The following is a 13263-nucleotide window of genomic DNA, read 5'->3' as shown; positions in this document are numbered from 1 at the left end:
GTGCTCTCCGGCGCACGGGCCGACTCGTGTCCCGTGACGGTCGACTCGTGTCCCGCGCCGGTCCCGGGCGGCGGGCGGCCCCCCGGCCGCGACGGACGACCCCGCCGCGGGCGGCGTGTTCACGGAGGGTTCGAACGATCGTCCGGCGGGGTTTGCTCGCTGTCGCAGCGGTGGTTGCCGGCGGCCGGAACGCTGATAGCCGAGCATCGGGAGGGCCGGCGATATGGCGTGCACCACAGGGTCGATGACCTGCGACGAAGTTACCCGTGGGTCGAATGCGAATATGGTTGCCATTGCGTTGATCTGCCCCTATGCTCGGTGCCGTGCCGAATCCCGCCCACAGCCGCAGCGCAGCGTGCAATGTCGCCGACCGCGACCGCGCCGCGCTTGTTCCGCTCACCGCGATGGTGGCTGTGGCGCGCGTACTCGTAGTTCTCCGCCGTAGCGGGGTCTGATTCGGACCGGTCCCTCGCTGCGGGCCGATTGAACTTTTCTGTGCTGGTCCCCTCTGCCAATTTCTGAGAAGAAGTCGGGAAGACCTAGTCCAATGACAATCACATTTGACACCCCCACGTTCCATGCCGCTGCCCCCGCGAGCCTGCGGGCCGAGAGCACCGGCCTGACCCTCGCCGAACTCACCGATCGCTACTGCCGCGACGCGGGCGCGATCAAGCTCGGCGAATGGACCTACCGCCGGGCCGCGGACTTCTCCGCGACCCTCGAATTCGAAGGCCGCCTGCGCACGGTGACCTCCACCGGCAGCCCGGTCGCCGCCCTGACCTCGGCCCTGTACGACGAGGGCTATCCGGTCGAGATCCTGCAGTTCCACCAGCGCCGCATCGACCGCGGCACCGCCACCTTCGTCGAATGCGAGTTCAACGGCCGCCGCGGCTGGGGCGCCGCCCTGGCCGACGAGAGCGCCGAATCGACCGTCCGCGCCATGATCGCGGGCATCAACTCTCTGCGCTGACCGGACGGGCCCGCCACCGCGGGCTACCTCCGCCGCAACGTAAAAGACTGCGCCGCAACCGATTCCGGTTGCGGCGCAGTCTTTTCGAGTTGACGCGATCGAGCGCGCTGCGGACCTACTTGGCGGCCTGCTGCTCGGCGAGCTGCTTGCGGACCTCGTCCATGTCCAGCGCCTGCACCTGGCCGATGAGGTCCTCGAGGGCCTCGGCGGGCAGCGCGCCCGGCTGCGCGAACACCAGCACGCCCTCGCGGAAGGCCATGATGGTCGGGATCGAGCGAATGTTCGCCGCCGCCGCGAGACCCTGCTCGGCCTCGGTGTCGACCTTGCCGAAAACCACGTCGGGATGCTTCTCGGAGGACTTCTCGTAGGTGGGGGCGAAGGCGCGGCACGGGCCGCACCACGAGGCCCAGAAGTCCACGAGCACGATGTCGCTGCCGGTGACGGTCTCGTCGAAGTTCTGTTCGGTCAGGGTCTGGGTGGCCATGGCGTCCTCTCGTGTCGATTTCCCGGTCCAACACCGGGCCGTGCGGTTCTCTTCCCTGTACCCATAACGGTAACCGCCAACCGCGTGCCGCCTCCGGGCCGCCGCCCGGTTTGCGCGAGGATGACTGCTATGAGCGACAGCGAGACTCGGCTCCGGCTGGGGTTGATCGAAGGTGACGGCATCGGCCCGGAGGTGGTGCGCGCCACCCGGAACGTGGTGGATGACGCGGTGGCGGTGGTGGGACTGCCGCCCATCGACTGGGTGCCGCTGCTGATCGGGCACGCCGCGATCGAGGAGTACGGCGACCCGGTGCCCGAGCCGACGCTCGCCGCCCTCGAGGGTCTGACCGGCTGGATCATGGGCCCGCACGACAACGCTTCCTACGCAGCCGATTACCGCACGGGACTGCCGCCGGCGGGCGCGGTGCGCAAACGCTTCGGCCTGTACGGCAACCTGCGGCCCTCGCGCACCGTCGAGGGCGTGCGGTCCACGGTTCCGCAGATGGATCTGCTCATCGTGCGCGAGAACAGCGAGGGGCTCTACGCCGACCGCAACATGTTCGCCGGTTCGGGCGAGTTCAAGCCGACCCCGGACGTGGCCATGGCGGTGGGGCTGTTCACCCGCGCGGCGATCGAGCGCATCGCGCGCGCCGCGTTCGAGAACGCGAGCTCCCGGGGCAAGCGGGTCACCATCGTGCACAAGGCCAATGTGCTGCCCATGTCCATGGGGTTGTTCCGGGACGTGTGCTACGAGATCGCGGCGGCGGAGTTCCCCGATATCGAGGTGACCGACGAGCACGTGGACGCCGCGGCCGCGCATCTGGTGCGCGCGCCGCAGGACTACGACGTCATCGTCACCGAGAACATGTTCGGCGACATCCTGTCCGATCTGGCCGGGGAACTGAGCGGTTCGCTCGGCATGGCGCCCTCGCTGAACTGCTCCGACCATCAGGCCATGGCCCAGGCGGTGCACGGCGCGGCCCCGGCCATCGCCGGTCGCAACCGCGCCAATCCCGTGGCGCTGCAGCTCTCGGCGGCGTTGCTGCTGCGCTGGCTCGCGACACGCACTTCGCACAGTGCGCTGCACCGCGTGGCCGAACGGATCGAACATGCGGTAGCCGAGACGTTGCGGGCTGGTGTAGCAACATCCGATTTGGGTGGGTTAGCATCAACGACCGAATTCACCGAGCAGGTGCGGGCCCGGCTGCATCGCTGGTGAGCGCACTGCCGGAACCGGTCGTGTAACGAGCACCTGTCGGCGTGTCGCCGATTAATGTTCGGTTACCGGCCCGCACGAAATGTACGACTCGCCTACATTTCAAACGGCGGGCGACGTCCGGTTGTCGCGTGACCGAACTGTGGAGGACTGCTGTGTCTCGTATCGATTTCCGCGGGCGTGCCCTGCGGGCCGCCTGCGTCCTAGCGGGTGGCGCTCTCGTGCTGAGCGCCTGTACCAGCACTACCGAGACCGATTCCCCGAAGGTGGACAAGGTCGAGGTAGCGAAGGTCGACGCCATCGCCGCCAAGGTTCCCGCCGACGTGGCGAGTTCGGGCAAGCTCACCGTGGGCGTGAACATCCCCTACGCGCCCAACGAGTACAAGGACCCGAACTCGGGCAAGATCGTCGGCTTCGACGTCGACCTCATGGACGCGGTCGCCAAGGTCCTGGGCCTGAGCGCGGACTACAAGGAATCCGACTTCGAGAAGATCATCCCGGCCATCGAGGCCGGGACCTACAACCTCGGCATGTCCTCGATGACAGACAACGCCGAGCGCGAGAAGACCGCCGACTTCGTCACCTACTTCAACGCGGGCAGCCAGTGGGCCCAGCAGAAGGGCAAGACGGTCGACCCGAACAACGCCTGCGGCAAGCGGGTCGCGGTGCAGCGCACCACCGTTCAGGACACCGACGAGATCCCGGCCAAGAGCGCGGCCTGCGTCGCCGCCGGCAAGCCGGAGATCACCAAGGTCGCCTACGACGAGCAGAGCGCCGCTGCCACCGCGCTGGTGAACGGACAGGTCGACGCCATGTCCGCCGATTCCCCGGTGACCGCGTACGCCATCAAGCAGAACCAGAACACCATCGAGGCCGCCGGCCAGCTCTTCGACGCCGCGCCCTACGGCTGGCCGGTGAAGAAGGGTTCCGCGCTGGCCCCCGTGCTGCAGGAAGCCGTGCAGTACCTGATGGACAACGGCCAGTACCGCAAGATCACCGAGAACTGGGGCGTCCAGGAGGGCGCGATCACCAAGTCGGTCATCAACGGCGCACAGGGCTGATCGCCGACCATGTCGCAGGACGAGAAGGACTCCGCCGCTTCGGCTCCGGAGCCTGATTCCGCAGCCTCGGCTGCGACCGTCGTGACCGCCACCGAGCCCGAGCCGATCAAAGCGATTCCGCTGCGACGGCCGGGCCGGTGGCTCGCGGCCGCGATAATCCTGATTCTGCTGGGTCTGTTCCTGTACGGGGCCGCGACCAATCCCGCCTATCACTGGGATACGTACCGGTTGTACCTGCGGGACAGCAAGATCGCCTCCGGCGCGCTGGTCACCCTCGAACTCACCGTGCTGGCCATGGCAATCGGCGTGGTGCTCGGCGTACTGCTGGCGGTCATGCGGCTGTCGCCCAATCCGGTGCTGCGCTCGGTGGCGTGGGTGTACCTGTGGATCTTCCGCGGCACGCCCGTGTACGTGCAGCTGGTGTTCTGGGGCCTGTTCCCGTCGCTGTACAAGACCATCACCCTCGGCGTGCCGTTCGGGCCGACGCTGGCGAACTGGAACGTGCAGGACTTCTCGGCGCCGTTCGTGTTCGCGGTCATCGGCCTGGGTCTGAACGAGGCCGCCTACATGGCCGAAATCGTCCGCGCCGGAATCGGTTCGGTGGGTGACGGGCAGCGCGAGGCCTCGACCGCGCTGGGCATGTCGTGGTCGCAGACCATGACCCGCACGGTGTTGCCGCAGGCCATGCGCGTGATCATCCCGCCGACCGGCAACGAGCTGATCTCCATGCTCAAGACCACGTCGCTGGTCACCGCCATACCGCTCACCACCGACCTGTACGGGCGGGCGCGCGATATCTACGGCATCAATTTCCAGCCGATCCCGCTGCTGCTGGTCGCGGCCACCTGGTACCTGGCCATCACCAGCGTGCTCATGGTCGGCCAGTTCTACCTGGAGCGATACTACTCTCGCGGATCCTCGCGCAAGATGACCGCGAAACAGTTGCGGGCCTTGGCTTCCATGCAGCGTTCGGGGGTGGAGGGTCAGTGAGCCTCGAGAAGAAGAGTCTCGACAAGGATCCGGTCGCCGCGACCACGCCGATGGTGCGCGCGGACCGGGTGTGCAAGAGCTTCGGCACGCTGCAGGTGCTCAAGGGCATCTCGCTCGAGGTGAAACGCGGTGAGGTGCTGTGCCTCATCGGCCCGTCCGGCTCGGGCAAGTCCACGTTCCTGCGCTGCATCAATCACCTGGAGCAGGTGAACGCCGGAAGGCTGTACGTGGACGGCGAACTCGTGGGATACCGCGAGAAGGGCGACAAGCTCTACGAGCTGCACCCGCGCGAGGCCGCCCGCCAGCGCCGCGACATCGGCATGGTGTTCCAGCACTTCAACCTGTTCCCGCACCGGACCGTCCTCGAGAACATCATCGAGGCCCCGACCCGGGTCAAGAAGGTGCGCAAGGCCGACGCGATCAAGCGCGCGCGGGAGCTGCTGGCCCGAGTCGGCCTGGCGGACAAGGCCGATTCGTATCCGGCGCAGCTGTCGGGCGGGCAGCAGCAGCGGGTGGCGATCGCCCGGGCGCTGGCCATGGATCCCAAACTGATGCTGTTCGACGAGCCCACCTCGGCGCTGGACCCGGAACTCGTCGGCGAGGTGCTCGGCGTCATGCGCGAACTCGCCGCCTCAGGCATGACCATGGTGGTGGTGACGCACGAGATGGGCTTCGCCCGCGAGGTCGCCGACCAGCTGGCGTTCATGGACGGCGGGGTGGTCGTGGAGGCCGGGGATCCGCGCGAGCTGCTGGCCAATCCCCAGCACGAGCGCACCAAGGCGTTCCTGTCCCGCATTCTCTGACCGCTCGGTCGCGAGACACGGTGCGGCCCTTCGATAGTGGGTCGCCACCGGGCCGATCCGGTCGCGCTGCTGCTGCGCTGGCTCGCGACACGCAGCGCGCCGCAGTGGGTGGCCGAACGCATCGACGGCCGAATTCGCCGAGCAGGTGCGGGCCGATCGATGTTCGGTTTCCGGCCCGCACCTGGGCGAGATTGGCTCAGATTCCGATGTAGACGGCCTTGGTGTTGAAGTAGGCCTCGATGCCCTTGCGGCCGCGTTCGCCGCCCCAGCCGGACTGCTTCTGCCCGCAGATCGGCATCGACGGGTCGGCTGCCAGCGCGGTGTTCACCCAGATCTGCCCGGCGCGCAGCTCGTTGACGACGCGGTGCGCGCGGCCCAGGTTCTCGGTCCAGATCGAGCCGGCTAGACCGTACTCGGTGTCGTTGGCGGCGGCGATCACCTCGTCCTCGTCGTCGAACGGGATCACCGAGCCGACCGGACCGAAGATCTCTTCGCGGATGAGCCGCATGTCGGGGGTGGTGTTGGTGATGATCGTGGCCTCGTAGAAGTAGCCGCGCCGATCCAGGTGCTTACCGCCGGTGATCACCTGCGCGCCTGCGGCCACGCCCTCGTCCACGATGCCGGTCACCCGCTGTCGCTGCTTCTCGCTGATCAGCGGGCCCAGGACCGAGGTCGGATCGTCGCTGCCGCCCATCGGCAGCATCTTGGCGAAGGCGGCGAGCCCGTCCACGACCCGGTCGTAGATGCCGCGCTGCACGTAGATGCGGGAGGTGCACGAGCAGTTCTGCCCCGAGCCGGCGAGCAGGCCGATTCCGGCGCCCATGATCGCCTTGTCCAGGTTGGCGTCGTCGAACATGATCAGCGGCGATTTGCCGCCCAGTTCGAGGGTGAGGCGCTTGAGGTTGCCCGCGGCGGCCTTGACGATCAGTCGGCCGACCTCGGTCGAACCGGTGAACGAGATCTTGTCCACGCCCGGGTGCGCGGTGAGCGCGGCGCCGGTGGTCTCGCCGTAGCCGGTGACGACATTGAGCACGCCCTCGGGCAGGCCCGCGTCGCGGAAGATCTTCTCGAGCTCGAGCGCACTGAGCGGGGTCTCCTCGGCGGGCTTGAGGACCGCGCTGCACCCCGCCGCCAGGGCGGGCGCGACCTTGAGCATGGCGACGAAGAACGGCCCGTTCCACGGCACGATGAGCCCGACGACGCCGACCGGCTCGAGCTGGGTGAAGGTGTGAAAGGTCTCGAACTCGCCCAGCAGGCCGTCGGAGACCAGGTTGCTCGATTCGCCGTGGATCTTGCCGACCCAGCCGGCGTAGTAGACCAGCATGTCGTAGGCGACCTTGATGATCTGCTTCGCGGCCATCGCGTTCATGCCGTTGTCGCGGGCCTCGATCGCGGCGAGCTCGTCGGTGCGCTCGCGCACGAGGGCGGCGGCTCGGAACAGCACATCGGCGCGGTGCGCGGCGGGCAGCTTGCGCCAGATACCGGACTCGAACGTCTCCCGGGCCCGCGCCACGGCCTCGTCGACGGCCTTCCGATCGGAATCGACGACCTGCGCGATCTGCTCCTCAGTGGAGGGGTCGAAGACCGGAATGATGCCCGAGCTGGGGCTTTCGACCACAGGTTCGACGTCGATGGTGCTACTCACTGTCTCATCCTTTCGCCGAGCCCCTCCGGTCCGGAGAAGCGCGGTGCCTTCGGTTGTCGAGAACTCTGTGCCCTGCGCACGTCGTGTGCGCGGCGGCGCGTTCGAACGCTCGAGTGCTCCCGCGCGCGCCGCGTCGAGCGTCACAGGCGGACCGTTGCCGTACCCGCGGTCGCGGGAGGGTGGCATCTCCGCGGCCGGGAGCGTTAGGAGAATAACACTCTCTCGAAATCGAAATAAGACTCTCTTTGCGTGAGAGGGTGAATCTGTGCGTCGCGGGTGGGGCTGCGGGGGTGGCGGGGGAGCGCCCCCGGTCCGCATGATCGGCCGGCCGCCGCAGTTTCGGACCGGCCCGGCGGCCGACCCCGCCTACCTCTGGGACGCCGCGATCCGCGCGGATTCAGGCGGGCGGAGCGTCCGCGCGCAGGAACCCCATGATGCGGTCGGTCTGGCCGAGGATGGCGTGGCCGACGCCGGGCAGAACCTCGACGGTCGCGTTCGGGACCTCCGAGCGCACGCGGCGCGCGGTGGTGGCGGAGTCGAACATGACGTCGTCCGCTCCCACGATGGCGAGCACCGGCATGGTGAGTGAACGCAACTGGGCATCGGTGAAGCCGGGCAGGCGTTCGGTGCGCGGGTTGAAATGGGTGAAGGTCAGGGTCACGTCGTCCAGCACCGGCTCGAGTTCGGGGCCGGTGAGGCCGGTCACCAGGGCGGCCGAGGAGCGCACATCATGGCGGCCGAAGAGCTTGGCCACAACGGTTTTGGCGATCCAGCCGAAGCGCTGCCTGCCGATTCCGCCGGGGCACAGCAGGGCCAGCCGTGTGATCCGGCCGGGCCGGCGAAGGGCGTAGTCGAGGGCCGTCCAGCCGCCGAGCGATATGCCGACCATCGACGTGTCCGAAATCCCAAGTCCCGCAAGTACATCGTCGAGCCACAGCGCGACGTCCGGCGAGCCGAGTACCGGCCGGGTGGGCGCGCTGGCGCCGGGTTCGCCGACCAGATCCACCGAGTAGACGCGGAATTCGCGCGCCCAGGCGGCGACGTCGCCGCGCCACATCGAGGAGTTCGCCCCCGATCCGTGCAGCAGTACCAGCGGCGGTGCGTCCACCGGGCCGGAGGCCAGTGCGAATGTCTCGCCGGCGCGGGTGGGTATCCGCAGCTGTTCGGCGGGAACGGGCCACTCGCGCAGCACTTCCCGGTAGCGCTCGGCAATGGCGGCCGCGCCGGCCGGGGACTTGTAGATGGGTGCGACGGTATCGGTGGTGCTTCGCGTGCTCATGGGACGAGCACTCCTTCCAGGTATTCGAGCAGTCGCGCGGTATCGGCGAGACCGCCCACGATGATGATCTTGAGCCGGGCACGTTCGGGGTCGTGAAAGGTCTGGAAGCGCAGGGGATCGTCGCCGAGCCGGCGATTGCCCGTCGCGCCGGTGAGCAGCGACGCGACCCGGTCGACGGTGGCCGGGTCCACGGCATCGACCTCGACGATCGTCGAGGCTTCGGCGTGCCGTCGCCGGGCGACGCTCTCGCTCGGGGAGGCGGGCACCGGCAGGCCGGTGAACGCCTCCAGATCCGCGTGCGCGATGCGGTACTGCTTACCGATCCGCACGGCGGTGAGCTTTCCGTCGCGGACATAGCCGCGCACCGTGCGTACGTGCAGTCCGAGTCGTTCGGCGACTTCTTCCACCGAGTACAGACGATCGTTCATGGGAACGACTGTAAACAACCCTATGTCGATGCGCAATAGGGTTGTTTAGGGAAGTTTAGGGAAGCGTCTGGCCGAAGCCTTCCGCGTGGTGCCGCTCGGCAGCTACGCTGTGTAGTAGATTCAACTACGGCATGTAGTAGACATTGTGTCGAATGCGATGGGGGCATTGGCGATGGATGCGCACACTTCCGACCAACTCCGAATCACCCTGTCCCGGTGGAGTTTTCTGCAATGGGCGACCGCCGTCGTCGGGCTGGTGCACATCGTGTGGGCCATCGCGGGCTGGATCACCGAACCGAGCTTCGCCCTCGGGGAACACGCACCCGCCACGCCGGTGCTCGGCATGGACTACAACGGCTGGCATGCCGTCGCCGGTCTGCTGCTGTTCACGCCCGCGCTGGCGGCCGCCACCCGTAAGCACTGGTCCGCCTGGTACTGCGTCATCGCCGCGCTCGGCGGCGGTTTCGGGGTCGGCGTCTGGGCGCTGTTCTCCCATCGGGTGCTGGTCTTCAGCTTCCCGAACCACACCGCCGACGCCGTTCAGCACATCGTGACCGGCGTCCTGCTTCTCGCCCTGGTCGCCGTACAGGCCATGCTGGACGGCGGTCTGCGCGCGGTCTTCACTCCGGCGCGCTGACGAACATGGCCGCGGGGTTCTTCCAGACCGACATGGCGATGCGCAGCTGACCGAGCAGAACCTTCGCGGCCGGGCTCAGCGGCTGCGCGGTACCCCAGGCCAGGGCCAGGCGGCCGCGCATCGGCGGATCGATGTCGAGCAGGCGCACCCCGAGCGCCGCGGCGGCGTCCGGGGGAATCGGCGGCACGATCGCGACGCCGAGATCGTAGGACGCCAGCCGCATGAGCAGCGGGGGAGCGGCCGCCTCGAACGCCACGTTCGGAACCAGACCCGCTGCGGCGCAGCTCTTTTCCAGCACACCTCGGATACCGGCGCCCGCGGGGAGGCAGACCAGCGGATGGGTGCACAGTTCGGCCAGTCCGATACGATCGCCGAAGCCCGTCGCGGTCGCCGCGACCGCCGCGACGATCGGGGATTCGTACACCGTCTCCAGCGCGATATCGGGATCGGAATCCGCACCGGAGAGGCTGATCAGGCAGATATCGAGGGCGCCGTGTCGCAGCGCCTCGTACATGGCCTCGGAGGTGTCCTCGGTCAGGGTGATCGCGATCTGCGGATGATCGCGGTGGTACTCCGACAGCACGCGCGCGATGTCGACCTCGCCGTCGGCCGCGCCGGAGATCATCCCCACCCGCACGCGGCCCCGCAACAATCCGGTGAACTCGTCGACGGTGTGGCTCACCCGCTCGGCCGCGGCCAGCGCGGCCCGGGCGTGCGGGAGTACCGCCGCGCCCACCGGGGTCACGGTGACCGTTCGGGTCGAGCGGTCCAGAAGTTGCTGTCCCAGTTCGCGTTCCAGCTGCCGGATCTGCGCGCTCAGTCCGGGCTGGCTCAGGTGCAGGCGGGCGGCGGCCCGGGTGAAGTTGGCCTCTTCGGCCACCGTGACGAAGTAGCGCAGCTGCCGCAGTTCCATAACCAATGATTCTAATTATCAGAACAACTATCTGTTGGAGTTATCAATCGCGGCTCGGCAGGCTGGGACCATGGCTCAGACAACCCGTTCGACATCCGATCTGCCCGCCGTGGCCGGGCCGGTCTTCCGGCTCGGTGACGAGGGCTACGACAACGAAATCGCCGGATTCCAAACGGCGTACACGCATCGGCCGGAGGTGGTCGTCGGCGCGTTGCACGCCGAGGACGTGCGCGCGGCGGTGGAGTTCGCGGCGCTGCGCGATATGCCGATCGCGGTCCAGTCGACCGGGCACGGCCTCTCGGTCGCCCTGAGCGGCGGGGTCCTGATCTCCACCCGGCGTATGGACGCAGTCCGGATCGATCCCGTCACCCGCGTCGCCCGGGTCGGCGCGGGGGTCCGAGCCGGCGCGCTGATCGAGGCCGCCGCCGCGCACGGGCTCGCGCCGCTCAACGGATCCTCGCTCTCGGTCGGCGTGGTCGGCTACACCCTCGGCGGCGGCATCGGGCTGCTCGCCCGCGAATTCGGTTATGCCGCAGACCATGTGCGCGCGATCGAACTCGTCACCGCGGATGGCCGCCCGCGCCGGCTCGAGCCCGGCGACGAACTCTTCGGCGCGGTGCTGGGCACCGGCGGCAATTTCGGTGTGGTCACCGCCCTCGAGATCGAACTGCTGCCGATCACCACCGTCTACGGCGGTCAACTGCAATTCGACGCTCGCCTGGTGGGGCCCGCGCTCGAGGGCTGGCGGCTGTGGACCGCCGACCTGCCCGAACAGCTCACCTCGGCCATCACAATGCTCACGATCCCGGACAGCCCGCAGGTACCCGAACACCTCCGCGGCCGGTACACCGCGACGATCAACATCGCGTACAACGGCGGCGCCGAACAGGGCGAGCGGTTGGTCGCCCCGCTGCGCGAGATCGGCGCGCGCCTGGCCGACGACCTGCGCGTCATGCCGTACACCGACTCGCACGCCATCTACCGCGACCCGGACTTCCCGCACCCCTACGCCGCCACCAACGCCCTGCTGTCGCAGCTGCCCGCCGAGGCCACCGACACGTTCCTGGACCACACCGGTCCCGGATCGGGCGCCCCGGTCGTGGCCGGGCTACGGCACCTCGGCGGCGCGCTGGGCCGCCCCGGACCCGCGGGGATCGCGGTGGACCATCGCGCCGCCGAGTACGTGGCCCGGGTGATCGCGATGCCCGACGCCGACGGCTCCGCGGCTCGCGAACGACTCGCCGGAATCCGGGAAGCGTTGTCCCCGTGGACGATCGGGCACCACCTCAACTTCCTCTACGGCGACGGCGCGAACGCGGACGAGGCGCAGACCCGCGCGGGCTACGAGCCCGCCCGGTACGCGTCGCTCGCGGCGGCGAAAGCGGTTCACGACCCCCGCAACCTCTTTCGCGGCAATCGCAACATCCGCCCCCGCTGATCCGAGGTCTCGGGCGTGCCCCGTGGCCGTATCGCGGGCCGGCCGTAATGGGTTGCCGCACGTGGCACATCAGCCGATGGGAATATGCGCATCAAGGCATGGAATCTCGGCCCGGCGGGCCGGAAACCCGCTTGGCAACCCCGCCGATCCGCGCTATCGTCGTGATATCACTTCGATATTTGGAGGGCACTCATGGAGCTACGTCCGGCATTCCGGCGGAACGGTTTCCTCTTGCTGTTGGTGCTGCTGGCGGTCATCACGGTGACCATCGTGGGTGCGGTCGCGGCCCTGGCCGCCGCGGGCGACGGCGGTGGCGCGGGCTGGGTCGCGGTGGCGGTCGCCGGATTCGTGATCGCGACGGTGGCGGTGCTGGGCCTGACCGGGCTGCTGGTCGTCAACCCGAACGAGGCACGGGTCATCCAGTTCTTCGGCCGCTACATCGGCTCGGTCAGCGAACCCGGCTTCTTCTGGGTGGTGCCGCTCACCGACCGGCGCCGAATCTCGTTGCGCGTGCGCAACTTCGAGACCCAGAAGCTGAAAGTCAACGACGCGGACGGCAACCCGGTCGAGATCGGCGCGGTCGTGGTCTACCGCGTGGTCGACAGCTTCAAGGCCGCCTTCTCGGTCGACGACTACGAGCAGTACGTGGAGACCCAGTCCGAGGCCGCGGTCCGGCACCTGGCCACCATCCACCCCTACGACGCGCACGACGACGCCCGCACCAGCCTGCGCGACGGCGCCGAGATCGCCGAGGAGCTCACCACCGAGCTGCGCGAGCGCACCGATCTGGCCGGCATCGAGGTCCTGGAGGCCCGCATCACGCACCTGGCCTACGCGCCGGAGATCGCACAGGCGATGCTGGTGCGCCAGCAGGCATCCCAGGTCGTGGCCGCCCGCAGCCGCATCGTCGAGGGCGCTGTCGGTATGGTCGGGATGGCCCTCGAGCGTCTCGCGGCACAGGGCATGGTCGAACTCGATGAGGAGCGCAAAGCCACCATGGTCTCGAACCTGCTGGTCGTGCTCTGCGGCGATCGCCCCGCCCAGCCCGTCGTGAACACCGGCTCCCTCTACTCGTAATGGTCAAGCGCGAGCCGAAAAAGGTGCTGCTCCGGCTCGACCCGGCCGTTCACGAAGCAGTGGCCAAGTGGGCCGCCGACGACCTGCGCAGCATCAACGCCCAGATCGAGTACGCCCTGCGCCTGGCCCTCAAACAGGCCGGCCGCGAACCCAAATCCCCGTAGTTCCACCGGTTTCCGCCGAACGCCCGCGACCCCGCGTCGCGGGCGTTCGCCGTGCCGGGGAGTGCGTTCGCCGTGCCGGGGAGTGCGTTCGCCGTGCCGGGGAGTGCGTTCGCCGTGCCGGGGAGTGCGTTCGCCGTGCCGGGGAGTGCGTTCGCCGTG

The 13263-nt window shown here is 68.6% G+C and carries 14 protein-coding genes; 9 read left to right on the top strand and 5 right to left on the bottom strand.

Annotated elements, in window-relative coordinates:
- Positions 1-547: 547 nt before the first annotated feature.
- Complete coding sequence (locus tag ACFVBH_RS36675; protein WP_354987786.1) at positions 548-970, top strand: 2-keto-3-deoxygluconate kinase; 423 nt, start codon at positions 548-550, stop codon at positions 968-970.
- Between the two features lie 115 nt (positions 971-1085).
- Here the strand turns inward: ACFVBH_RS36675 and trxA are convergent, their stop codons facing one another.
- Positions 1086-1454: a thioredoxin gene (gene trxA, locus ACFVBH_RS36670; protein WP_354987787.1), complete on the bottom strand. Its 369-nt coding sequence runs from the start codon at positions 1452-1454 to the stop codon at positions 1086-1088.
- 129 nt (positions 1455-1583) lie between these two features.
- Between trxA and ACFVBH_RS36665 the strand changes: the two genes are divergently transcribed.
- The 4 genes from ACFVBH_RS36665 to ACFVBH_RS36650 all read left to right on the top strand — a co-directional run bounded on the left by ACFVBH_RS36665 (position 1584) and on the right by ACFVBH_RS36650 (position 5523).
- On the top strand, positions 1584-2672 hold the full coding sequence (locus ACFVBH_RS36665) for an isocitrate/isopropylmalate family dehydrogenase (RefSeq protein WP_354987788.1): 1089 nt from the start codon (positions 1584-1586) through the stop codon (positions 2670-2672).
- A gap of 161 nt (positions 2673-2833) precedes the next feature.
- Positions 2834-3730 (top strand): ABC transporter substrate-binding protein, encoded by an 897-nt coding sequence (locus ACFVBH_RS36660; protein ID WP_379009827.1) that lies wholly within the window; start codon positions 2834-2836, stop codon positions 3728-3730.
- Positions 3731-3739: 9 nt separating this feature from the next.
- Positions 3740-4720, top strand: a complete 981-nt coding sequence (locus ACFVBH_RS36655; protein WP_379008932.1) for an amino acid ABC transporter permease — start codon at positions 3740-3742, stop codon at positions 4718-4720.
- A gap of 50 nt (positions 4721-4770) precedes the next feature.
- Positions 4771-5523 (top strand): amino acid ABC transporter ATP-binding protein, encoded by a 753-nt coding sequence (locus ACFVBH_RS36650; protein ID WP_379009823.1) that lies wholly within the window; start codon positions 4771-4773, stop codon positions 5521-5523.
- 196 nt (positions 5524-5719) lie between these two features.
- On the opposite strand, the gene ACFVBH_RS36645 is transcribed toward ACFVBH_RS36650, so the two are convergent.
- From ACFVBH_RS36645 to ACFVBH_RS36635, 3 genes are all read right to left on the bottom strand, one after another.
- On the bottom strand, positions 5720-7168 hold the full coding sequence (locus ACFVBH_RS36645) for an aldehyde dehydrogenase family protein (protein WP_354987790.1): 1449 nt from the start codon (positions 7166-7168) through the stop codon (positions 5720-5722).
- 397 nt (positions 7169-7565) lie between these two features.
- On the bottom strand, positions 7566-8447 hold the full coding sequence (locus ACFVBH_RS36640) for an alpha/beta fold hydrolase (RefSeq protein WP_379008929.1): 882 nt from the start codon (positions 8445-8447) through the stop codon (positions 7566-7568).
- Positions 8444-8875: a helix-turn-helix domain-containing protein gene (locus ACFVBH_RS36635; protein WP_354987792.1), complete on the bottom strand. Its 432-nt coding sequence runs from the start codon at positions 8873-8875 to the stop codon at positions 8444-8446. Before ACFVBH_RS36635 ends, ACFVBH_RS36640 begins: the two co-directional genes overlap by 4 nt.
- A gap of 172 nt (positions 8876-9047) precedes the next feature.
- Here ACFVBH_RS36635 and ACFVBH_RS36630 point away from each other — a divergent pair, with 172 nt between their 5' ends.
- Positions 9048-9512 carry a DUF4383 domain-containing protein gene (locus ACFVBH_RS36630; RefSeq protein WP_379008926.1) on the top strand — a complete coding sequence of 155 codons (465 nt, stop codon included), beginning with the start codon at positions 9048-9050 and terminating at the stop codon, positions 9510-9512.
- Here ACFVBH_RS36630 and ACFVBH_RS36625 read toward each other — a convergent pair.
- A complete protein-coding gene (locus tag ACFVBH_RS36625) occupies positions 9496-10425 on the bottom strand; it encodes a LysR family transcriptional regulator (protein WP_379008924.1) in 930 nt (309 codons plus the stop codon). The genes ACFVBH_RS36630 and ACFVBH_RS36625 overlap by 17 nt on opposite strands.
- 70 nt (positions 10426-10495) lie before the next feature.
- Between ACFVBH_RS36625 and ACFVBH_RS36620 the strand changes: the two genes are divergently transcribed.
- From ACFVBH_RS36620 to ACFVBH_RS36610, 3 genes are all read left to right on the top strand, one after another.
- Positions 10496-11863, top strand: coding sequence for an FAD-binding oxidoreductase (locus tag ACFVBH_RS36620; RefSeq protein WP_379008922.1), 1368 nt, complete (start codon positions 10496-10498; stop codon positions 11861-11863).
- A 192-nt stretch (positions 11864-12055) separates the two neighbouring features.
- Positions 12056-12940, top strand: a complete 885-nt coding sequence (locus tag ACFVBH_RS36615; RefSeq protein ID WP_354987796.1) for an SPFH domain-containing protein — start codon at positions 12056-12058, stop codon at positions 12938-12940.
- Complete coding sequence (locus ACFVBH_RS36610; RefSeq protein WP_379008920.1) at positions 12940-13104, top strand: hypothetical protein; 165 nt, start codon at positions 12940-12942, stop codon at positions 13102-13104. The genes ACFVBH_RS36615 and ACFVBH_RS36610 overlap by 1 nt, the downstream gene beginning before the upstream one ends.
- The last annotated feature ends 159 nt before the right edge of the window (positions 13105-13263 follow it).

It is taken from the genome of Nocardia sp. NPDC057668, from assembly GCF_042799795.1.
In the GTDB taxonomy this organism is placed as follows: Bacteria; Actinomycetota; Actinomycetes; order Mycobacteriales; family Mycobacteriaceae; genus Nocardia.
Note: the sequence above shows the minus strand (reverse complement) of the source record. Positions and strands in the feature narration are given on the sequence as shown.